Origin of the sequence: Haloechinothrix sp. LS1_15, assembly GCF_033042135.1 — a bacterium.
Classification (GTDB): Bacteria; Actinomycetota; Actinomycetes; order Mycobacteriales; family Pseudonocardiaceae; genus Haloechinothrix.
Window position 1 is genome coordinate 347,619 of record NZ_WBXM01000002.1, and the last position, 22,983, is coordinate 370,601.

At 66.7% G+C, this 22,983-nt stretch carries 16 protein-coding genes; 10 read left to right on the top strand and 6 right to left on the bottom strand.

Annotated elements, in window-relative coordinates; translation table 11 throughout:
* Positions 1-30: 30 nt before the first annotated feature.
* From F8178_RS04405 to F8178_RS04415, 3 genes are read right to left on the bottom strand one after another with little or no spacing between them, the layout of a single operon-like run.
* Positions 31-744 carry a GntR family transcriptional regulator gene (locus F8178_RS04405; RefSeq protein ID WP_317493329.1) on the bottom strand — a complete coding sequence of 238 codons (714 nt, stop codon included), beginning with the start codon at positions 742-744 and terminating at the stop codon, positions 31-33.
* Complete coding sequence (locus tag F8178_RS04410; protein WP_317493330.1) at positions 734-1,474, bottom strand: maleate cis-trans isomerase; 741 nt, start codon at positions 1,472-1,474, stop codon at positions 734-736. Before F8178_RS04410 ends, F8178_RS04405 begins: the two co-directional genes overlap by 11 nt.
* 58 nt (positions 1,475-1,532) lie before the next feature.
* Entirely contained in the window at positions 1,533-2,297 is a 765-nt protein-coding gene (locus F8178_RS04415; RefSeq protein WP_317493331.1) for an Asp/Glu/hydantoin racemase, read from the bottom strand.
* Positions 2,298-2,749: 452 nt separating this feature from the next.
* Between F8178_RS04415 and F8178_RS04420 the strand changes: the two genes are divergently transcribed.
* Together F8178_RS04420 and F8178_RS04425 are read left to right on the top strand one after the other, a co-directional pair.
* Complete coding sequence (locus F8178_RS04420; RefSeq protein WP_317493499.1) at positions 2,750-3,676, top strand: D-2-hydroxyacid dehydrogenase; 927 nt, start codon at positions 2,750-2,752, stop codon at positions 3,674-3,676.
* Positions 3,677-3,722: 46 nt separating this feature from the next.
* On the top strand, positions 3,723-5,135 hold the full coding sequence (locus F8178_RS04425) for an amidase (RefSeq protein ID WP_317493332.1): 1,413 nt from the start codon (positions 3,723-3,725) through the stop codon (positions 5,133-5,135).
* A gap of 33 nt (positions 5,136-5,168) precedes the next feature.
* Here F8178_RS04425 and F8178_RS04430 read toward each other — a convergent pair whose 3' ends face one another.
* Both F8178_RS04430 and F8178_RS04435 read right to left on the bottom strand, forming a co-directional pair.
* Positions 5,169-6,128, bottom strand: a complete 960-nt coding sequence (locus F8178_RS04430) for an alpha/beta hydrolase fold domain-containing protein (RefSeq protein ID WP_317493333.1) — start codon at positions 6,126-6,128, stop codon at positions 5,169-5,171.
* Between the two features lie 103 nt (positions 6,129-6,231).
* Positions 6,232-7,593, bottom strand: coding sequence for a wax ester/triacylglycerol synthase family O-acyltransferase (locus tag F8178_RS04435; protein WP_317493334.1), 1,362 nt, complete (start codon positions 7,591-7,593; stop codon positions 6,232-6,234).
* 311 nt (positions 7,594-7,904) lie between these two features.
* Here F8178_RS04435 and F8178_RS04440 point away from each other — a divergent pair, with 311 nt between their 5' ends.
* Positions 7,905-9,497, top strand: coding sequence for a peptide chain release factor 3 (locus F8178_RS04440; protein WP_317493335.1), 1,593 nt, complete (start codon positions 7,905-7,907; stop codon positions 9,495-9,497).
* Between the two features lie 6 nt (positions 9,498-9,503).
* Here the strand turns inward: F8178_RS04440 and F8178_RS04445 are convergent, their stop codons facing one another.
* Positions 9,504-10,970: an NAD(P)/FAD-dependent oxidoreductase gene (locus F8178_RS04445; protein WP_317493336.1), complete on the bottom strand. Its 1,467-nt coding sequence runs from the start codon at positions 10,968-10,970 to the stop codon at positions 9,504-9,506.
* A 129-nt stretch (positions 10,971-11,099) separates the two neighbouring features.
* On the opposite strand from F8178_RS04445, the gene F8178_RS04450 reads away from it, so the two are divergent.
* The 7 genes from F8178_RS04450 (at position 11,100) to F8178_RS04480 (ending at position 22,942) form a co-directional block, all read left to right on the top strand.
* Positions 11,100-12,149: an AraC family transcriptional regulator gene (locus tag F8178_RS04450; RefSeq protein WP_317493500.1), complete on the top strand. Its 1,050-nt coding sequence runs from the start codon at positions 11,100-11,102 to the stop codon at positions 12,147-12,149.
* 815 nt (positions 12,150-12,964) lie between these two features.
* Complete coding sequence (locus F8178_RS04455; protein ID WP_317493337.1) at positions 12,965-14,686, top strand: methyltransferase domain-containing protein; 1,722 nt, start codon at positions 12,965-12,967, stop codon at positions 14,684-14,686.
* A 145-nt stretch (positions 14,687-14,831) separates the two neighbouring features.
* The gene (metK, locus tag F8178_RS04460) at positions 14,832-16,034 is read left to right on the top strand and encodes a methionine adenosyltransferase (RefSeq protein WP_317493338.1); all 1,203 of its coding nucleotides are present in this window, start codon (positions 14,832-14,834) and stop codon (positions 16,032-16,034) included.
* 123 nt (positions 16,035-16,157) lie between these two features.
* A complete protein-coding gene (locus F8178_RS04465; protein WP_317493339.1) occupies positions 16,158-17,135 on the top strand; it encodes a carbohydrate kinase family protein in 978 nt (325 codons plus the stop codon).
* Between the two features lie 68 nt (positions 17,136-17,203).
* On the top strand, positions 17,204-20,752 hold the full coding sequence (metH, locus tag F8178_RS04470) for a methionine synthase (RefSeq protein WP_317493340.1): 3,549 nt from the start codon (positions 17,204-17,206) through the stop codon (positions 20,750-20,752).
* A gap of 51 nt (positions 20,753-20,803) precedes the next feature.
* The gene (ahcY, locus tag F8178_RS04475) at positions 20,804-22,273 is read left to right on the top strand and encodes an adenosylhomocysteinase (protein WP_317493341.1); all 1,470 of its coding nucleotides are present in this window, start codon (positions 20,804-20,806) and stop codon (positions 22,271-22,273) included.
* Positions 22,274-22,504: 231 nt separating this feature from the next.
* Positions 22,505-22,942 carry a DUF4282 domain-containing protein gene (locus tag F8178_RS04480; RefSeq protein ID WP_317493342.1) on the top strand — a complete coding sequence of 146 codons (438 nt, stop codon included), beginning with the start codon at positions 22,505-22,507 and terminating at the stop codon, positions 22,940-22,942.
* Positions 22,943-22,983: the final 41 nt, after the last annotated feature.

Sequence of the window (22,983 nt, forward strand, 5' to 3'; positions counted from 1 at the left end):
GAGGCCCTTCGGCTCGCACCCTGCGACCGCTCAGCCGGGGATGTCCATCCCGCCTTCGGATAGCGTGGGTGCCGCTCCGGAGCGCAGGCTCGTGCCAGGGGCGAGCCTGCTGACGGCGTCTTCCATGTGCGCCTCGATGCGGGACTGCGCCGCGGCCTCGTCGCCGTGGCGGATGGCCTCGACGATGGCGGCGTGCTCCTCGACGCGTGACGCCGGGTCCGGGTAGTGGTGCTGGAGCGCAGCCAGGCACATCCGGGTCTCGATGAACAGCGTCCTCGCCACGCGGCTCAGTCGTCTGCTACCGGACTCGTGGACGAGCACCTCGTGGAACCGGAAGTCCGCATCAGACAGCGCGCGCGGCTCGTCACGCTCGGCGGCCTCGCGGATGCCCTCCACTGCCGCCTCCAGCGCTGCCACGGCGTCAGTGTGGTGGCTGCGGATAATGCGCACCGCCGCGGCGTGCTCGATGGCAGCGCGGGTGGCGTAGATGTCGTAGACGTCGCCGGGATCCAGCTCGATGACGAACAGCCCGCGATGGCGCTCGCTGCGCAGCAGACCTTCCGAGACGAGGCGCTGCATGGCCTCGCGCAGCGGGCCCCTCGACACCTGGAACCGCGCGGCCAGCTCGGCCTCGCCGAGCTGCTGGCCCGGTTCGAGCACACCGGAGGTGATCGCCTCCCGCAGCTGCCTCGCGATGATGGCCGCGGTCGATTCGCGTGCGATGGGCCGGATGTCACCAGCCATGCGGCGTCCCGTCGTCGGGCCAGTGGCGAAACAGCTCGCCGAGCGCGTCCGAGCGCGCGGCGACGCCTGCAATGCGCAGGCCTTCCCAGATGCTGACCTGGTTGGCGGTCAGTACTGGTTTGCCGAGCGCGTCCTCCATCGCGCCGACCAGGCTGATCGTGCGCATCGCCGTGTCCGGGATCAGCACGGCGTCGGCGTCGGGGTGGTCGCCGCTGAGGGCCAGGTCGAGCACGTGCTGGTCGGTGAGACCGCCGACCTCGGCTGCGGTGTCGAAGCCCGCGCTGGACATCCTGATGACGTCGATGCCCTCGACCGTCAGGAACTGCACGAACAGCTCGGCGATGTCGTTCGGGTAGCTGGCGGTGACGGCGACCCTGCGTAGCCCGAGCCGCTGTGCGGCGCGGACGAAGGCGAACGAGGTGCTGGAAGCGGGGGTTCCGCTGGCGCGGGACAGCTTGGTCACCTGCTCGGCCGCCCCGTCGTGACCGAAGACGAAGCTGCCGCTGGTGCAGGCCCACACCACGGCACTTGGCGAGTGGGGGGCGAGTTTCGCCGCTCCCTCCGCCAGCCGCTGCTCGCTGCCGAGATCGCGGAGCTCGTCGACGGCATGCAGGTCGGTTCCGTAGATGTGGGCGACCGGTAGTTGCGCGACCTCACCGAGCAATCGCTGCGCGAGTGGGTAGTCGTCCTCGGCCGCGTGGTCAGGGTAGATGAACCCGATGGTGGTCATCGGCGCGCCTCCGGATCGCATGGGGTGTGGGATTGTCGACAATCCGAGTCAAGTCTACCTACTCGGGCGTAACCGTCTCGGTCATGCCGTGATGCCAGCTACCCGGTCCGACGATCGGTAGCCCCATCCGGTCCAGCGAGGCCCACATGGTGAGTTGGTTCGCGGTCAGCACGGGCTTGCCGAGCATGCTCTCCAGCGGGTCGATCAAGTCGAAGGTGGGCAGGTTGGTGCAGCTCACGAAGATGGCCTCCGCATCGGGGTGGTCGGCGTTGAGGATGTGTTCGGCGATGGTCCGGTAGTTCACCCGCCAGATGCCGCCGCCGAGGCCGAGATGATCGCTGGATACCGTCGCGACCCCGAGCTCGGCGAGGAACTCGTGGAGCTTGCCGGTCAGGTCGGCGTCGTACGGCGTGAGCACCGCGATCTTGTGCATGTTCAGGTGATGCAGCGCCTCGGCCAGCGCACCGGAAGTCGTGACCGCATCGGGCGCCCCCGCGTCACAGATGATCTTGCGCAGCTCGCGCTCGGCGTCGACGCCGTTGATGAAACTTCCCGATGTGCACAGGTAGGCCACCACCTCAGGCTCGACGTGCAGCACGGTCTTGGTCGCCGCCTCGAGATGCTGCTCGTTGCTGACCAGTCGGGCCATCTCCATGCTGACCGGAACCGGCTCGTACGGTGTCCGCGCCAGGTGCAGGGAGACCTCGACGGGAACCCATCGCCACAGTTCGCGTTCCAACGCGAGGTCGAACGGGGCGATGATCCCGATGCCGCGTTGCGCGAGCGGACCCTCGAACGGCAGGTCCAGCGATGAAAGTTCCACGTCGGTACTCCCACGACTGCCACATAGACGGTGCAGGGTCGGGCATCGGTAGCGGTACGGCGGTGCGCGCTATCCACGCATTCTCCCTACCGGCGCTGATTGTTGACAATCATACGATTCACTCCTACCGTGTCAACGCAACTCTGACGACCTCGGCGATGTCGCCCGCACAGTCACCGGCGCCCATCGCGACTCGCCCGCGGCCCGCGGACGGGCCGGTCGGCAGGCTCCCGACTCGTGTTCGGCCGTGCGGCCACGTAGGGTCGGGCGCGGGCTCGGGCAGCGGTGAGATGTGCACAGGAGTCAAGGTAGGGGATGAGCGGATCGTGCAGCGTCCGGATAGCGACACCGGTTCCGACGAGTCGACCGCGGCTCGTGGTGATACGCGAAGTGACAGGCAGGATGCGCGGCCGGTAGTGGCGGTGCTCTGCGGTGAGCATCGGCCCGCTGGGATGGACCGGGTGGAGCGCGCCGCGGAGGTGCGCTACGCGTCGGCGGCCGAGCTACCCGACGCGTTGCGTGGCGCCGACGCGCTCTTCGTCTGGGACTTCCTGTCCACGGCGGTGCCCGACGCCTGGCACGCGGCCGACCGGCTGCGGTGGCTGCACATCGCCAGCGCCGGGGTGGACCCGGTCATGTTCGACGAGCTGCGCGCAGGCGACGTCGTGCTGACCAACTCTCGCGGCGTCTTCGACACCCCGATCGCCGAGTACGTCCTCGGGGCGATCCTGGCACTGGCCAAGGACCTGTTCCACACCAGGGACCTGCAACGCGAGAAGCGCTGGGTGCACCGGGAGACCGCGCGTGTGGCGGGCACCAGCGCCGTGGTCGTCGGTACTGGTCCGATCGGCAGGGCGATCGCGCGGCTGCTGCGCGCCGCCGGGATCCGGGTGAGCGGCGCGGGCAGACGTTACCGCGAGCACGACTCCGACTTCGGCGTGGTGTACCCCAGTGACAGCCTCAGCGAGCACGTCGGCGGGGTGGACTACGTGATCGCGGTGGCGCCACTGACCGAGCAGACCAGTCGCATGTTCGACCGGCACGTCTTCCGGGCGATGCGCAACGACGCGTGGTTCATCAATGTCGGTCGCGGCGAGCTGGCCGAGACGTCTGACCTGATCGAGGCGCTGGACACTGGGCAGTTACGGGGCGCGGTGCTCGACGTTTTCGACACCGAGCCGCTGCCTGCGAGCAGCCCGTTGTGGACGATGCCGAACGTGCTCGTCTCGCCGCACATGTCGGGGGACGTGGTGGGATGGCGCGACGCGCTCGTGGAGATCTTCACTGATAACTTCGCCCGGTGGGTCGACGGCAAGCCGCTGCGCAACGTGGTCGACAAGGAACTGGGATACGTGCCGAGCGAGACGCCGTCAGGGTGATCGGACGCGGCAGTAGTCGGTGTGGCACGCACGAAGGAGTGAGAACATGGCACTGCTGACGGCCAGCGAGTTGGCTTCGGCCTACGCCTCAGGGGAGCTGTCCCCCGTCGAGGCCACCACGGCCGCGATCGACGCGATCGAACAGCGCGACGGCACCTGCAATGCGTACTGCCTCGTCGACGCCGAGACGGCGCTGGATCAAGCGCGGGCCTCAGAGGCACGGTGGCGTGAGGGGAACCCGATCGGCCCGCTGGACGGCGTGCCATCGTCCATCAAGGACATGTTTCTCACCCAGGGGTGGCCCACGTTGCGCGGATCCCGCTGTATCGACCCGCAGCAGCCGTGGGAGCTCGACAGCCCGATCACGGCGCGGATGCGGGAAAGCGGGCTGGTGCTACTGGGCAAGACGACCACGCCCGAGCTCGGCTGGAAGGGCACCACGGACAGCCCGCTGACCGGCATCACACGCAACCCATGGGACCCGACGAAGACGGCTGGTGGATCCAGCGGTGGCTCCGCGGCGGCGGTGGCCGCTGGCATGGGGGAGCTGTCGGTGGGCACCGACGCTGGCGGTTCGGTCCGTATCCCGGCGTCGTTCTGCGGCATCGTCGGGTTCAAGCCGACCTACGGCAGGATCCCGCTGTTTCCCGCGAGCCCGTTCGGCATGCTCGCCCATGCCGGGCCGATGGCCAGGACCGTCGATGACGTGGCATTGCTGCTCGACGTGCTGGCGTTGCCCGACTACCGCGACCCGACCGCGCTGCCTCCGCCGTTCGGCGCCTACCGGGAGGCTACCCGCCGGGACGTGCGCGGCATCAACGCGGCGTACTCGCCAACGTTGGGCTACGTGGACGTCGACCAGGAGGTGGCCGCGCTCGTCGACGACGCGGTGCGGCTGCTCGGTGAGACCGGGGTGCACGTGGACGAGGTGGATCCCGGCTTCGAGGACCCGCTCGAGCCGTTCGACGTGCTGTGGAGCGCGGGCGCGGCGAAGTGGCTGAGCAAGTTCCCCGAGGGCTCGGCCGAGAAGGTCGATCCGGGGTTGCGCGCGTTGTGGGATCGCGGCCTGACGCACTCGGCACTGGACTACCTCGGGGCGAACGAGGCTCGTGTGGAGCTGGGGATCGCCATGGGCGAGTTCCACTCCCGTTACGACGTACTGATCACACCGATGATGCCGATCCGGCCCTTCGAGGCTGGACACGATGTGCCGCCGGGGTCCGGCTACCGGAGCTGGCCGGAGTGGACCCGGTTCAGCTACCCGTTCAACATGACGCAGCAGCCGGCGATCAGCGTGCCCACCGGTTTCACCTCCGACGGACTGCCCGCTGGGTTGCAGATCGTTGGTCCTCGCCACTCCGACGACCTGGTGCTCGCGGTCGCTCGGCTGGTGCAGGAGATCCACCCATGGCCGACAGAGCGCGCCGCCCCGGTGGCAGGCGAGGGCAGCCGAACGTGACGTCCAGCGCCTGCTACGGAAGGAACGTGGCGTTCAGTGCCTTCCCGCGTCGACAGTCTCGCGCACGAAGCGGGTGACCTCGGTCAGGGCGGCCTTGCTTTCCGGCAGCATGTGGCCGAGGACGGGGAAGGCGTGGATCTGCCCTCGCCAGAGGTGCAGCGTGCAGGGTACGCCCGCCTCGGCCAGCCGCTGGGCCATCAGCTCGGAATCCAGCCGCAGGACCTCGGATTCGGCGGCGACGAGCAGCGTGGGTGGCAGCCCGGTCAAGTCGGCGTCCACGGGGGACAGGGCAGGGCGTCGGTCGCCTGCCGCGAGCTCGCCGTCGCCGGACCACCAGCGCGACAGGGTGGGTAGGTGCCGGATCGGGATGTAGGTCTCGCTGCGGGTGTTGGCGTGCAGTAGGCGAGCGGTCGAGTCGATCTCGAACAGCGCGGACATCGCCACGATGCCCGCGGGAACGGCCAGACCGGCCTCGCGGGCACGCAGCGCGGTGGCCACCGACAGGTAGCCGCCAGCCGAGTCACCCGCGAACACGATCCGGTCCGCGCGGTAGCCCTGATCGAGCAACCAGCGGTAGGCGGTGAGGCAGTCGGTGATCGAACCGTGCAGGTCGGTAACGGGCAGCTGCCGGTAGGCCACGTTGAGTACGGGCATCCCGCTGCCCGCTGAGATCCGGGCGGCGCAGCGGCGGTGGGTGTTGAGTCCGCAGAAGAAGAAGCCGCCTCCGTGGAAGTACAGCACCACGCCCTCGCCGGTAGCCCGGTGGCCGCGTACCCACTCACCGTCGAACTCGCCGAACGAGACCGGGCGGGTGTCCGCGTACCGGGGACGCGGCGCCCGCCCGGCCAGCGGGTCGATCCGCTGCGCGGCGTGCATGCCACGCTCGTCGAGCGGGAGCATCCGAAGTACCGATCGGCCTGCCACCCAGGCCGCCGCGTAGACCAACCGCGAGCGGTAGCTCGGTCGTTCGGGTGTGTGCACGGTGTCTGGCATCCGCGGTAACCTCCTGCCGGACCATGCGCGCGGCCCCGCGCATCGGTCACTCGGATCTATCGGTGGGTACCTACGGTATGCCAGGTACTGCTAGTATCTCAACTTATCGCGTGGCGCAATCGAGCTCGGTCAGCGCGGTGTCCAGGTGCAGTAGTAGGCGCTGCAAGTGGGGAACGCTGTGCCTGCAGCCGATGATGCCGAAGTCGATCTCCTCGGCCCGGTTGGTGAGCGTGATGTTGAGGGCCTGCCCGTCCAGCAGCAGCGATGCCGGGTAGACGCCGTCGAGCTCGGCACCGTTCCAGTACATCGTGTTGCGCGGCCCTGGGACGTTGGAGATGACCAGGTTGAACGGAGGGGGCATGTAGTTGGTCATGCCGGGCACCGGCGAGAGCGCGAGCGGGGAGACGTTCATCGCCGACAGCAGCAGGATCTCCGCGGGGCTCAGCCCGGAGAACAGCTGCTTGCCGTCGGCCATCGAGCGAGCGATGCGTTCCAGCCTCCGCGCCGGATCGGGTTCGTTGGTCGCCAGGTCGCAGAGGATCGCGCCGATCGCGTTGCCGCCGCGTTCGGCCGCGGCCGGCTGGCGGAGGGTGACCGGCACCATGGCGGTGAGCGGAGCGTCCGGCAGCGCGCGTTGCTCGATGAGGTAGTCGCGCAGCGCCCCCGCGCACATCGCCAGAACGACGTCGTTGACCGTCGTGCCCGAGGCCTTCTTGATCGCGCGGAAGGTCTCCATCGGCCAGGACTGCGCGGCGAACCGCCTCGCCCCGCCGATGGGCACGTTGAGCATGGTCTTGGGTGCCTGCATCGGCAGCGTCAGCCGCTGTTCTCGGAAGGCCTGGTTGGCGGTCTTGACGGCGGCGCGGGGGAACGAAGCCAGGTCGGCGACGGTGCGGCCCGCGGTGCGCGCGAACGCCAGCGGGTCGGCCGAGGTGGGCTTGCGCCGTTCGGCGGGCATCGCCCACGGTGCCGGGCAGTCGCGGGCGTCAGGGTCCTCGGTCAACGCCGTGGTCATGTGCCGCAGCGCCGAGATCCCGTCGAGAACGGCGTGGTGCACCTTGGTGTACACGGCGAAGCGGCCGTCGGACAGCCCTTCCACGAAGTGCGTCTCCCACAGTGGCCGGTGCCGATCGAGGAGCGTGCTGTGCCAACGCGAGGTCAGTTCGAGCAGCTCCCGGATCCTGCCGGGGTTGGGCAGCGCGGACCGCCGCACGTGGTAGTCGAGGTCCAGGTGGGAGTCCCTGGTCCACATCCACTGGCCGAGACTGTTCACCGGGGCCGCTGGGCGCTTGGTGAACAGCGGGCGCACCTCGGCGGTGTCGATCAGCTCCCGGTACAGGTTCTGTACGTAGTCCTCGCCCGCGCCTTCCGGTTTCTTGAACAGCTGGAGGCCGCCGACGTGCATGGGGTGTTCCCTGGTCTCCAGCAGCAGGAAGATGGAGTCGGTGATGGGCATGAACTGCATGGGCTCCCGCCTTCGTGCTCGGGTGCTTCTCGGACCTGGCTGCGTCCCCTGTCGGTGTGGTCTGAGCAACACCGAATGAGTGTACGCACTTGCCCGGTTCAACGAACCCGCTTCGTGGGGGAAACTGCGAGTCGCGACACATCGTGACGGTAGGTGGACGCACAGTTGTAACCGGCTTCATGTGCGCTCCGGCGCCGCATGGCCCGTGCGGCAATCTCCGGCCGTGTGGCACGCGCGCGACCACGGTGTGAGACCGTGGACCCGCAGGTGAATCGCCGGAGAGTCGCGAAATCGGTCGAGGAGGGCGCTGGGTGCCGGATCGTGTGCTCGACGAGGCGGCGCGCAGGCGAACCTTCGCGGTGATCAGCCATCCCGACGCCGGTAAGTCCACGCTGACCGAGGCGCTCGCGCTGCACGCGCGGGTGCTGACCTCGGCGGGTGCGGTGCACGGCAAGGGAAACAGGCGCGGGGTCACCTCGGACTGGCTGGAGATGGAGCAGGCACGTGGGATCTCGATCACCTCGGCCGCGCTGCAGTTCGAGTACCGGGATACGGTGATCAACCTGCTGGACACCCCGGGCCACGCGGACTTCTCCGAGGACACCTACCGAGTGCTCGCCGCGGTGGATTCCGCGGTGATGTTGCTGGATGCGGCCAAAGGGCTCGAACCGCAGACCCTGAAGCTGTTCGATGTCTGCCGTCATCGTGGGATCCCGGTGCTGACCTTCATCAACAAATGGGACCGTCCCGGGCGGGACCCGCTGGATCTGTGCGAGGAATTGACCCAGCGCATCCAGCTGCCACCGATGCCGCTGACCTGGCCGGTAGGGATCGCAGGCGCATTCGACGGCGTACTCGACGTCCGCGAGGGCGGCATGGTGCGCTACGAACGCACCGCGGGTGGGGCCACCGTCGCGCCGGAGGAGCGACTCGCCGGGCAGCAGGCGCACGCGGAGCACGGCGACGAGTGGCAGCAGGCCACCGAGGAGTCCGAGCTCGTGCTCGCCGACGGCGGCGAGTTCGACTACGACCGGTTCCTCGACGGCTCGGCCACGCCGTTGCTGTTCGGCGCGGCGATGCTCAACTTCGGCGTGCGCCACCTGCTCGACTCGCTCATCGAGCTGGCGCCGCGCCCGCAGCCGAGGCTCGACACCGGGCAGCGCCCGCGCGAGCTGGACGCACCGTTCTCGGCGTTCGTGTTCAAGATGCAGACGGGCATGGATCGCGCGCACCGGGACCAGGTCGCTTTCGCCAGGGTGTGTTCCGGCCGGTTCGAGCGGGGGATGACCGTCACCAACGCCCGCACCGGCAGGGCTTTCGCCACCAAGTACGTGCAGCAGGTCTTCGGGCAGGAACGGTCCACCGTGGACGAGGCCTACCCCGGCGACGTGATCGGGCTGGTCAACGCCAGCGCGTTGCGGGTGGGCGACACGCTGCACGACGGCAAGCCCTCGGTGCGGTTCCCCGGCCTGCCGAGCTTCGCACCGGGACATTTCGCGGTCGCGCGCCCGAAGGACCTCGGCAGGGCGAAGCAGTTCCGCAAAGGCGTCGAGCAGCTGGAATCAGAGGGCGTGGTGCAGGTGTTGCGGTCCGAACGCCGAGGGGAGGGGACGCCGATCTTCGCGGCGGTGGGCCCGATGCAGTTCGAGGTGGCCGCGCACCGGCTGGACGCGGAGTTCGGTGTCGCGATCGAGCTCGACCGGTTGCCTTACCGCACGGTGCGGCGGTTGACCGATCCCGCCTACCGAAAGGTGATCGAATCAAGCAGGCGTGGCGAGGTGCTGACCAGGACCGACGGTACCGATCTCGCGTTGTTCACCGACGAGGTCGCTCTCGGTGCGCTGCAGCGCCAGCATGCCGGTCTCGCCGTGACGCGTCTGGTCGCGGGCGCCATCGAGGAGTGAGGCGGGTTACCACTTCAGGTAATCGGCCGGGTCCAGCCGTTTCGTCCTGCGGTGGTACTCGCTGACCAGCCCCGGCCAGTTGGTGGCGATCCTGCCGTTCGCGTCGCGGTACCAGCTGGCGCACATGCTCCATGCGCTGCGTTCCAGCCGCCGTTGCATCTCGGCGTCGAAGGTGCTGGCGACGTCGTGGCTGACCTCCAACGCGCGTGTACCCGAGGTGGCGAGCTGCTCGACGGCCTGCCGGACGTAGCGGGCCTGGCGCTCCAGCATGTAGATGATCGATCCGGAGCCGAGGTTGGTGTTGGGGCCGTACATCAGGAACATGTTGGGGAAGTGCGGTACGGCCATGCCGAGGTAGGCGTACGCGCCGCTCGCCCACTGCTCGGTGAGCGCGACGCCGTCGGCGCCGGTGACCTTCAGCGGTGCCAGGAAATCGGTCGCGGCGAACCCCGTGCCGTAGATGATCACGTCGACTTCGTGCTCCGTGCCGTCCTCGGTGCGCACGCCAGCTGCCGTGATCTCGGAGATCCGATCGGTATTGAGTACCACGTTGGGCCGGGTGAGCGCCGGGTAGTAGTCCTCGGAGAGCAATCCGCGCTTGCATCCGACCGGGTAGTCGGGGGTGAGCTTGGCGCGGAGCTCGGGATCGGGCACCTGCCTGCGCAGGTGCCACTTCGCGAGCGCGCCGAAGACCTTGGTGACAGGCCGGTTGCCGATCAGTCCCGTGGTGACGAACTCGAAGAACAGCCAGCACAGCAGCCGCTCAGCGGCTTGCAACGGCGGGAACGTCGAGAACAGCTTGTGGTGCGTGGTGGAGTAGACCCGGTCTGGCTTGGGAATGATGTAGGGGGCTGATCGCTGGAAGACGGTGAGCCGCCCCACCTGCGGCTGGATCTCGGGCACGAACTGGATGGCGCTGGCGCCCGTACCGATCACCGCGACGCGCTTGCCGGTCAGATCGCAGCCGTGGTCCCACTCGGCGGAGTGGAAGGCCGTGCCCCGGAAGGTGTCCCGTCCCGGGATGTCGGGCCAGGAGGGTCGGGATAGCTGCCCGAGCGCAGGGACCAGCACGGTCGCTTCGAAGATCTCGCCGGTGTTCGTCTCCACGCGCCACAGTCCGCGCTCGCGGTCGAATGAGGCTCCGGTGGCTTTGGTGTGGTAACGGATGTGCGGTTCGACCCCGTACTTGATGGCCACGCGCCGCATGTACTCGTGGATGTCGGAGCGCAGCGAGAACCGCATGGGCCAGGTCGGATTCGGGGCGAACGAGAACGAGTACAGCGGTGACGGGATGTCGCAGCCGCAGCCTGGGTAGGTGTTCTCGCGCCATACCCCGCCGAGATCGCCGGAGGCCTCCAGCACCGTGATGTCGTGCCATCCGGCGCGCTTGAGCTCGAGTGCGCAGGCCAGCCCGCCGAATCCGGCGCCGATGATCAGAACGGAGGGACCAGTTCGCCCTTCTGCGGTGGTCATATCGGTACGGTAGCCGCGACCGGGCGCCGTGCGAAGAGACAGGCGGTCACCCGATCCATAGTTCCGGCCACACGATCACTCACCCCCGCGCTGGTGCGTCCGGCCGTTGTGCACAACACTTTGCGCATGATGGCTGAGCTACCGCAGCCCGTCGTCGGTCAGTGGGACTTCCCGCGCAGCGCCGCCAGCGTGCTGCTGATGGTGAAGTTCGCGGCCGAGCACGGCGTCGCCGCGCATCACCTGTTGCGTCGAACGGAGATGACGGGCCGGACGCTGACCGACCCCGAGGTGCAGATCGGGGCGGAGCAGGAACTGACCGTGATCAGGAACCTGGTGGAAACTCTCGGTCACCGACCGGCGCTCGGCATCGAGCTCGGGCGTAGGTACCGGGTCTCGACATTCGGCGTGTTCGGCTTCGCGTGTGTGAGCAGCCCCACGCTTCGGGATGCCTTGGCATTCGCGCTGCGGTACCTCGACCTGTCGTTCACCTTCTGTATCCCTACGGTGAGCGAGGTCGACGGGCGGTTCAGGCTGCAGTTGCACGACGAGCGAGTCCCCGAGGACGTTCGGTGGTTCCTGGTGCAACGCGACCTCACCGCGATCTACACGGTCGGCTGCGACCTGCTCGGTAGCACCTTGCCGCTGGCCGGGTTGGAACTGCGCGACCAGCAGCGGGCCGGGCCCGAGCCGTTCATCGAGGCGTTCGGCGTCGTCCCTGCGCTCGGGTCGGCGCGCAACGCGTTCGCCGCAGAGCGCCACTATCTGGACCGCCCGCTGCCGCAGGCCAACGAACACACGGTCGCACTGTGCGAGGCGCAGTGCCGGGAGCTGGTCACCCGCAGGCGCAGGCGGAGCGGGGTGGCCGAGCAGGTGCGGGACCGGCTGACCAAGCTCGGCGCGATCACTGCGGGGATCGAGGTCGTCGCGAGTGAGCTCCATATGAGCGAGCGCACGCTGCGACGCAAGCTCGCGGAGGAAGGCACGAGCTACCGCGCCTTGCTGGACGAGGTGCGCCAGGCGCTGGCGGAGGAGCTGCTGGCCACCGGGGCGCTGTCGGTGTCGGACGTGGCGATCCGCCTGGGATACGCCGAGGCCACGAGCTTCATCTACGCATTCCGGCGGTGGCGGGGAGAAACGCCTGCGGCCTACCGGCGCCGCGTCAGGCGGGGCCGGTGCTAGCCGGTCGTTGTGGCACAGCCACGGCAAGGGTCGGTGGGCGCGGCGCGGTAGGCGAGAAGGCTGCAGCGGTGTCGAGCCCGTCCGGGAAAAGAGATTCGATCTTGCATTTCGTTGCGTTCGCAGCAACTGTTGCGTGATTTGCTCATTGTGAAAGTTGCAGCGGCGCAGAATGTATGAATCGTGCGCCATGCGGCCGGGGTCGTGCCGGTGTGATACGCCACGGTAGTCGCCGGTCAGGGGGGTTGACATCGGTACTGGGTGAGATCAACCACCTGTGACGTGATCCGCCTTGCGGGCGAATACTGCACCTGCTCGTGCCAATGAAGCTACTCTATGTAATATTCACTCCGCCAATTGGGTGAACGTTGAGGCGTTGCAAGGGTAGCGGATGGGGCAGCGTGATGCGGTGTGTCGTTCGCGCGGTCGCAGGCGCTCCGACCTCCGGAAACGGCACCTGTAGCGGTGTGCCGGGGCGCTCGAACAGCGGCTGTCGAGTGGTCCAGGTCATATACGAAAGGTGAAATTTCAGAGTCATGCCAACGACGCATTGAAATCTCGAGCCAAGTTCCCTATGTTGCTATGAGGAAGGCCTGCGGGCGGTCAACGACGATCTGGCCCCAGGCGGCTCGGCGATTGTGGAATGCGCCCGAGCTGAGCAGAGTCGTCGCCGGTGAAGTTGCTGAACCGCGACTCCGCGACATTGCAGCGCCGCCGGATCAGACGGTGGAGCGCGGTCGGACACGGTTTGGGGCGGACTCTGGAACGGCGCGTGAGCTGCGCAGCACAGTATCGGACGCATCGCGGGAAGGAGTGCAATGAACGATTCTAGGTCGGTGCGTAGTAAGGACAAGACGGATGATCGGGGTGATTCCCGCGAGGCGGTAGTCGAGAAGTCCATCGAAGCGCATCCGGCGCAATCGTTCGGCGACGATCCCCTGGAAGTTCGGGATACCGATCATTACACCGAGGAGTACGTCGGCGGTTTCGTCGACAAGTGGGACGACCTGATCGACTGGAAGAAGCGTTACGAGAGTGAGGGTAGCTTCTTCGTCGACCTGCTGAAGTCGCACGGAGTGCAGTCGGTGCTGGACGCCGCCGCGGGAACCGGGTTCCATTCGGTGCGCCTCATCGAGGAAGGCTTCGACACGGTCAGCGTGGACGGCAGCGCGGAGATGCTGGCGAAGGCCTTCGAGAACGGTAGGGACTACGGCGGGCACATCCTGCGTACGGTGCACGCCGACTGGCGCTGGCTCAGCCGCGACGTCGAGGGCAAGTTCGACGCCGTCATCTGCCTCGGCAACTCGTTCACGCACCTGTTCTCCGAGCGGGACCGGCGCAAGGCGCTGGCTGAGTTCTACTCCGTGCTCAAGCACGACGGGATCCTGATCATCGATCAGCGCAACTACGATGCGATCCTGGACAACGGGTTCTCCAGTAAGCACACCTATTACTATTGTGGCGATTCCGTATCGGCGGAGCCGGAATATGTGGACGAAGGGCTCGCCCGATTCCGATACAGCTTCCCCGACAAAAGTCAATATCACCTCAACATGTATCCCCTCCGCAAAGATTACACGCGGAGGCTTTTACGTGAGGTCGGCTTTCAGAACGTGGACACCTATGGTGATTTCCAGGAGAGCTTCGCCGATGAGGAGCCCGACTTTCTCGTGCACGTCGCCGAAAAGGCATATACGCAACAGGAGGATCGGGTGACCAAATATTCCTCCGCGGTGAACACCGCGCGCGACTATTACAATTCCTCGGACGCGGACAACTTCTACTACGTCATCTGGGGTGGCGAGGACATCCACGTCGGGCTGTACGAGTCGGACAGCGAGGAGATCAAGGCGGCCAGCCGCCGCACTGTCGAGCACATGGCCAGCAAGGTCAAGATCGACGCCAACACCCGCGTGCTCGACGCCGGTGCGGGCTATGGGGGCGCTGCGCGCTACCTGGCCAAGACCTACGGCTGTCACGTCACCTGCCTGAACCTCAGCGAGGTCGAGAACGAACGCAACAGGCAGCTCTCCGAGGAGCAGGGCCTGTCCCACCTCATCGAGGTCACCGACGGTTCGTTCGAGGACATGCCCTACCAGGACAACAGCTTCGATCTGGTCTGGTCGCAAGACTCGTTCCTGCACAGCGGTGACCGGGCGCGTTCATTGCAGGAAGTCGACCGGGTGCTCCAGCCGGGCGGGCAGTTCATCTTCACCGACCCGATGGCCGTCGACGGTGCGGAGAAGGAAGCCCTGCGGCCGATCCTGGATCGCCTCCACCTCGACAGCCTCGGTGCGCCGGGCTGGTATGAGAGCCAGCTGAAGCGACTCGGCATGAGGGAGGTGACTTTCGAGGACCACAGCCCCCAGCTGCCTGCTCACTACGGTCGAGTGCTGGCTGAACTCGAGCGGCGCGAGAAGGAGATCGCCGAGCACGTCAGCCAGGCTTACATCGACCGTATGAAGCAAGGCCTCCGCAACTGGGTCAACGGAGGAAAGGCAGGGAACCTGGCTTGGGGAATCTTTGTGGCACGGTCCTAGCCGCGCCCGAGTACATCCCCGAATAGTCCCCGGATAGTCCCTGAAGAGACAGCGGAAGCAACGTTCGACGTCATCGTCGCCCGTCGGCACGGATCGATCGGCGGGCGGCGGCGACGGCACTATACGACAGGTGAGGACGAGAAACGTGAGTGCAATCAACCGCAGGCTGTTCACCAGCGAGTCGGTAACGGAGGGCCACCCGGACAAGATGGCGGACGGGATCAGCGACAGCATCCTGGACGCCCTCCTGGAGCAGGACCCCAACAGCCGGGTCGCGGTGGAGACCATGATCACCACCGGCCAGGTCCACATCGCGGGTGAGGTCACCACCCAGGCGCAGGTGTCCATTCCCGAGATCGTGCGCAACAAGATCCTGGACGTGGGATACGACTCGTCTGCGAAGGGCTTCGACGCGGAGACCTGCGGGATCAACGTCGCGCTCGACGCGCAGTCGCCCGACATCGCCCAGGGTGTCGACGAGGCGCACGAGAAGCGCGTCGGCGGCACCGATGAGGAGATCGATGCCCAGGGTGCCGGTGACCAGGGCCTGATGTTCGGTTACGCCTCCACCGACACTCCTGAGCTCATGCCGTTGCCGATCGCGCTGGCTCACCGGCTTTCGCGCAGGCTCACCAACGTCCGTAAGGACGGGACGCTGCCCTACCTGCGTGCCGACGGTAAGACCCAGGTCACCATCGAGTACGACGGCGAGAAGCCGGTCCGGCTGGACACCGTGGTCATCTCCACGCAGCACGCCGAGGGCATCGACCTGGACAAGACGCTGGCGCCCGACCTGACCGAGCACGTGATCAAGGCCGAGGCCGACAACCTGGGTCTGGACGTCAACGAGCCGACCATCCTGATCAACCCGACGGGCCGGTTCGTCGTCGGCGGTCCCATGGGTGACTGCGGGCTGACCGGCCGGAAGATCATCGTCGACACCTACGGTGGCATGGCCCGGCACGGTGGTGGCGCCTTCTCCGGCAAGGATCCGTCGAAGGTCGACCGCTCCGCGGCTTACGCGATGCGCTGGGTCGCCAAGAACGTCGTGGCGGCCGGTTTGGCCGAGCGTGCCGAGATCCAGGTGGCGTACGCTATCGGTAAGGCGGCACCGGTGGGTCTGTTCGTGGAGACCTTCGGCACCGAGAAGGTCGATCCGGCCAAGATCCAGAAGGCCATCACGGAGGTCTTCGACCTGCGGCCCGCGGCGATCGTCAAGGAGCTCGACCTGCTGCGCCCGATGTACGCGCCCACCGCGGCGTACGGTCACTTCGGCCGCAGCGACGTCGACCTCCCGTGGGAGCGCACCGACCGCGCCGCGGCGCTGAAGGACATCGCGACCTCTTGATCTCGTGCCGGCGGGACCCTCGAACCGATCGGGGGTCCCGCCGGCCAGCGCCGTTACGGACCACGCAGAGTCAACGGCCTCTGCGACGAACTCGCCTGATCTGAGATTAAGGTGGTATCAGCGATGCGCATTGCCGTCACCGGCTCAATCGCGACCGACCATTTGATGGCCTTTCCCGGTAAGTTCGCCGACCAGCTCGTCGCCGACCAGTTGGAGAATGTCTCGCTGTCGTTCCTGGTGGACGAGCTCGAGATCCGCAAGGGCGGGGTCGCGGCCAACATCGCCTTCGGGCTCGGGTCGCTGGGGATGTCGCCGGTGCTTGTCGGCGCCGTCGGTGCTGACTTCGAGCAGTACCGCACGTGGTTGGAGGACCACGGGGTGGACACGAAGTCGGTCCACGTCTCGCAGAACAAGCACACCGCACGTTTCGTGTGCACCACGGACCAGACGCAGAATCAGATCGCCTCGTTCTACCCGGGCGCGATGGCCGAGTCGAGCAGCATCGAGCTCGGGCCGATCGCCGACCGCACCGGGGGGCTGGATCTGGTGATCGTCTCGCCGAACGATCCCGACGCGATGGTCAAGCACACCGAGGAGTGTCGGGCGGCGGGCTACCCGTTCGCTGCCGATCCCTCGCAGCAGCTGGCCCGGCTGGAAGGCGAAACGGTACGGACCCTCGTCGAGGGTGCGTCCTACCTGTTCACCAACGAGTACGAGACCGCACTGCTCAAGCGCAGCACCGGCTGGTCACACGATGAGGTGCTCCAGCGCGTCGGCACCTGGGTGATGACCCACGGTGGGGAAGGTGTCGTCATCGAGAGCACCCAGCACGACCCGGTGCGGGTGTCCGCGGTACCGGATGTATCCGAGGTCGAACCGACCGGTGTCGGCGATGCCTTCCGTTCCGGCTTCCTGTGGGGGCTGAGCGTGAAGCTGCCCACCGAGCGGGCGGCGCAGGTCGGCAGCACGCTGGCCTCGTTCGTGCTCGAAACGATCGGTACGCAGGAGTACGTTCTGCAACGATCCACCTTCTCGGATCGCGTGGCGCGAGCCTACGGCGCCGACGCCGCCGCCGAGATCGAGTCGAAACTCCGTGTCTGAGGCCCGTACAGGCGACGAAGTGAATGTCGTCACCTCATACACACTGTTTACAGGAGGTAGGTAGTCCAGTGGATAGCTCGTTCCTGACCGAACTCGAGCGCCGTGTGCTCGTCGCAGACGGTGGAATGGGGACGGCACTCCAAGCTCACGACCTGTCGCTGGACGACTTCGATCATCTCGAAGGCTGCAACGAGGTTCTGAACGACACCCGCCCGGACGTCGTTCGTGCGGTCCACCGCGGCTTCCTCGAGGCGGGTTCGGACGCGATCGAGTCGAACACCTTCGGTACGAACTTGGCCAACTTCGCCGAGTACGACATCACCGACCGGATCCGCGAGCTCGCCCAGAAGGGCGCGGCCCTGGCACGGGAATGCGCGGACGAGTACTCCACCCCGGACAAGCCGCGTTTCGTGCTCGGTTCCGTTGGGCCGGGCACGAAGCTGCCCACCTTGGGGCACGCGCCGTATGCCGACCTGCGGGACGCGTACGAGGAGAGCGTCCGCGGGCTGATCGACGGCGGTATCGACGTCGTGCTTGTCGAGACCTCACAGGACCTGCTGCAGACCAAGGCCGCGATCGTCGCGGCCAAGCGGGCCATGGAGCAGGCAGGCGTCAGGCTGCCGATCATCGCGCAGGTGACGGTGGAGCAAACCGGCACCATGCTGGTCGGTTCCGAGATCGGAGCCGCGCTGGTCGCGCTCGAGCCGCTCGGCATCGACATGATAGGCATGAACTGCGCCACCGGCCCTGCCGAGATGAGCGAGCACATGCGGGTGCTCGCCGACCACGCGAGTGTGCCGATCTCGGTGATGCCGAACGCGGGACTGCCCGAGCTCGGACCGAACGGTGCCGTCTACCCGCTACAGCCGAACGAGCTCGCCGAGGCGCTGGCAGGCTTCGTCACCGATTTCGGCGCGCGCCTTGTCGGTGGCTGCTGCGGCGCCACGGACGAACACGTCGCCGCAGTGGCCAACGCCGTGTCCGACCTGCCGGTTCCCCGGCGTACGCCGGAGGTCGTGCCCTCGGTGTCGTCGGTTTACCAGGCGATCCCCTTCGATCAGGAAGCCTCGATCCTCAACGTGGGTGAGCGCACCAACGCCAACGGTTCGAAGGCCTTCCGGGAGGCGATGCTGGAGGAGCGCTACTCCGACTGTGTCGAGATCGCCAAGGGACAGACCCGTGAGGGCGCGCACATGCTCGACCTCTGCGTCGACTACGTCGGCCGGGACGGTACCTACGACATGCGGGAGCTGGCCTCGCGGCTGGCCACGGCATCGACGTTGCCGATCATGGTCGACTCCACCGAGCCGGATGTGATCGAGGTCGGTCTGGAGCACTTCGGCGGCCGGTGCGCGGTGAACTCGGTGAACTACGAGGACGGCACCGAACCTGGTGGGCGCTACGACCGGATGATGCGGATGATCCGTGAGCACGGCGCCACCGTGGTGTTCACCTGTATCGACGAGGAGGGGCAGGCGCGTACCGCCGACTGGAAGCTGCGCGTCGCCGAGCGGGCGATCGAGGACGCGACCACCAACTGGGGCCTCGACAAGTCCGCGATCATCATCGACCTCCTGGTCTTTCCGATCACGACGGGGCAGGAAGAGGTCCGCAAGGACGGGATCGAGACGATCGAGGCGATCCGCCGGCTGTCCGAGCGTCACCCGGACGTGCAGACCACCCTCGGGCTGTCGAACGTCTCGTTCGGCCTCAACCCCGCTGCGCGGCAGGTCCTGAACTCGGTGTTCCTCCACGAGTGCCGCGAGGCCGGGCTGAAGTCCGCGATCGTGAACTCGTCGAAGATCCTGCCGATGAACAAGATCGACGAGGAGGCCAAGCAGGTCGCGCTCGATCTCGTTTATGACCGCCGCAGCGAGGGTTACGATCCACTGCAGAAGCTGATGGGGCTGTTCGAAGGCGTGTCGGCCTCGTCGACGAGCGAGTCGCGCGCCGAAGAGCTGGCCAAGCTGCCGCTGTTCGAGCGGTTGGAGAAGCGCATCGTCGACGGTGAGCTCAACGGGCTCGAGGACGACCTCATGGCGGCCATGGAGGAGAAGAAGCCGCTCGAGATCGTCAACGAGAACCTGCTCGCCGGGATGAAGGTTGTCGGTGACCTGTTCGGCTCCGGGCAGATGCAGCTGCCGTTCGTGCTGCAGTCGGCCGAGGTGATGAAGACCGCCGTGGCCCATCTGGAGCCGTACATGGAGAAGGACGACTCCGGTGGGAAGGGCAAGCTGCTGCTGGCCACGGTCAAGGGCGATGTGCACGATATCGGGAAGAACCTCGTCGACATCATCGTCTCGAACAACGGCTACGACGTGGTCAACATCGGTATCAAGCAGCCGATCAACAACATCCTGGAAGAGGCGGAGAAGCACGAAGTCGACGCCATCGGGCTCTCCGGGCTGCTGGTGAAGTCCACTGTGATCATGAAGGATGATCTGCAGGAGATGAACTCCCGGGGACTCGCCGAGAAGTATCCGGTGATGCTCGGTGGGGCGGCGTTGACCCGCACCTATGTGGAGAACGACCTCGACGAGGTCTACGAGGGCGAGGTCTACTACGCCAAGGACGCCTTCGAGGGCCTGAAGTTGATGGACCAGGTCATGGCCCGCAAGAAGGGCGAGGTCCTCGAGGAGGACGATCAGGAGCAGGCCAAGCGGGCCGAGCGCAAGGCTCGCCGGGAACGCTCGCTGCGGATCGCGGAGCAGCGCAAGGCCGAGGCGGGCGAGGAACCGGACGAGTACGACACCACACGTTCGGACGTCGCTGCCGACGTGCCGGTGCCTGCTGCCCCGTTCTGGGGCCCGAAGGTGGTCAAGGGTGTGCCCGTCGCCGAATACTCGAAGATGCTGGACGAACGGGCGACATTCTTCGGCCAGTGGGGCCTGCGCGGTACCAAAGGCGGCAACGGCCCCACCTACGAGGAGCTCGTCGAAAGCGAGGGGCGGCCCCGGCTGCGTGCCTGGCTCGACGAGCTGACCACCAAGGGCATACTGGCGCACGCCGCGGTGGTGTACGGGTACTACCCGTGCGTCTCCGAGGGCAACGACCTGATCGTGCTCGAGGAGCCGAAGCCGGACGCCGCGGAGCGGTGCCGGTTCACGTTCCCGCGCCAGCGCCGGGATCGCAGGCTCTGCTTGGCGGACTTCTTCCGTTCCCGCGAGATGGCCGAATCCAATGGTTCCGTGGACGTGTTGCCACTGCAGCTGGTCACCATGGGCGAGCCGATCGCCGATTACGCCAACCAGCTGTTCGAGGGCAATGCCTACCGTGACTACCTCGAAGTGCACGGCCTGTCCGTGCAGTTGACGGAGGCGCTTGCCGAGTACTGGCACCGCCGGATCCGTGAGGAGTTGCAGTGGGAATCCGGCAAGGCGGTCGCCAACGAGGATCCTGACGACGTGCAGGAGTTCTTCAAGCTCGGCTACCGCGGCGCCCGTTTCTCACTGGGTTACGGCGCGTGCCCGGACCTCGAGGATCGGAAGAAGATCGTCGATCTGCTGGACTCGGAACGGATCGGTGTCCAGCTGTCGGAGGAGTTCCAGCTCCACCCGGAGCAATCCACCGACGCTTTCGTTGCCCATCACCCCGAAGCGAAGTATTTCAACACCTAAGACGGCCGGCAATCGGACCGATGACGGCAAGATAAGGGGACAAGAGAGAGAATGGCTCTGGAAACGACGGACAAGCTGCAGACCCGCAACGGTATCGACTTCGCCGTTGCCGACCTTGAGCTGGCCGAGTACGGCCGGAAGGAAATCCGGCTGGCTGAGCACGAGATGCCCGGGTTGATGGCGCTGCGGCGCGAGTACGCCGATGTCAAGCCGCTGAAGGGCGCGCGCATCTCCGGCTCGCTGCACATGACCACCCAGACGGCTGTGCTGATCGAGACGCTGACCGAGCTGGGCGCGGAGGTGCGTTGGGCCTCCTGCAACATCTTCTCCACGCAGGACCACGCGGCTGCTGCGGCGGTGGTCGGCCCGTACGGCACCCCGGAGAAGCCGCAGGGTGTGTCGATCTTCGCTTGGAAGGGCGAGACGCTGGAGGAGTACTGGTGGTGCACCGAGATGATGCTCACCTGGCCCGACCAGCCCGCCAACATGATTCTCGACGACGGTGGGGACGCCACCGTGCTGGTGCACAAGGGCACCGAGTGCGAGAAGGCCGGTGTGGTGCCACCTGAGGAGGAGGACGACCCGGAGGAGTGGAAGGTCGTGCTCGGCAGGCTGCGTGCCTCGCTGGCCAAGGACGCGAGTAAGTGGACCAAGATCGGTGAGAGCATCCTCGGCGTCACAGAGGAGACCACCACCGGTGTGAACCGGCTGTACCAGCTGGCCGCGCAGGGTGAGCTGCTGTTCCCGGCGATCAACGTCAACGACTCGGTCACCAAGTCCAAGTTCGACAACAAGTACGGCATTCGCCACTCGCTGATCGACGGTCTCAACCGCGCCACCGACGTGATGATGGGCGGCAAGGTGGCCGTGGTCTGCGGCTACGGTGACGTCGGCAAGGGCTCGGCGGACTCGCTGGTCGGCCAGGGCGCTCGTGTGATCGTCACCGAGATCGACCCGATCAATGCGCTGCAGGCGCAGATGGACGGCTACGAGGTGGCCACGCTGGACAGCGTGGTCGACAAGGCCGATGTCGTGATCACCACGACCGGTAACAAGGACGTGGTGACCTTCGAGCACATGAAGCGCATGAAGCACCAGGCGATCGTCGGCAACGTCGGCCACTTCGACAACGAGATCGAGATGGTCGCCCTGGAGCGCAGCAAGGACGTCAAGCACGTCAACATCAAGCCGCAGGTGGACGAGTTCATCTTCCCTGACGGCCACTCGATCATCGTGCTGAGCGAGGGCAGGCTGCTCAACCTGGGCAACGCTACCGGCCACCCGTCGTTCGTGATGTCGAACAGCTTCTCCAACCAGACGATCGCCCAGATCGAGCTGTTCACCAAGCACAAGGAGTACGACAACGAGGTCTACATGCTGCCCAAGGCGCTCGACGAGAAGGTCGCCCGGGTGCACGTGGAGGCGCTCGGTGGCGAGCTGACCAAGCTCACCAAGGACCAGGCCGAGTACATCGGCGTGGACGTCGAGGGTCCGTACAAGCCGGAGCACTACCGGTACTGATCACCGGCGTCACCGTCGCGACAGTGCGACGGCGGCTCGACCGGATCGTCATCCAGCGGCGGCGTGCCGGGGACAAGGTCTCCCGGCACGCCGCCGCTGTGTGTATGCGCGTCCGTTTGGTACGTCGGCTGTGGCCCATTGGGTCGACGGGGCATGTCGCGCCAGTGGAGCTCAGGGGGAAGCCGGTAGGTTAGGGGCTCTGGATGTCACTTCAATCAAGGGACAGTTGACATGGGAGCCTTGTTCGACTTCAGCTTCAGCAGGTTCGTCGCACCGACGATCGCCAAGGTCGTCTACATCCTGCTGATGGTCTTCATCGCGCTCGGCTACATCTTCGCGGTGATCGCCGCGTTCACCGAAGACGTCCTCTTCGGGTTGCTGATGTTGGTGATCATCGGTCCGCTGGTGGCGTTGCTGTACGTGGTCCTCATCAGGGTCGGCCTCGAGTCGTTGCTCGCGACCATCTACACGGCCCAGAACACCGGGGAGCTGGTCCGGATGCAGGGTGGCCCGCAGGGCCCACCGCCCGGGCAGGGTATGCCGCCGCAGGGGCCGCCGCCGGGGCCGCCGCCGGGCCAGGGTCCCCCGCCGGGGCAGGGTATGCCGCCGCAAGGACCCCCGCCGGGGCAGGGTGGATTCCCGCCGCAAGGACCGCCACCGAACTACTGACGGCAGCCGTAGGGGTGGCCTCCGGCGGGGTGACCGGGGCG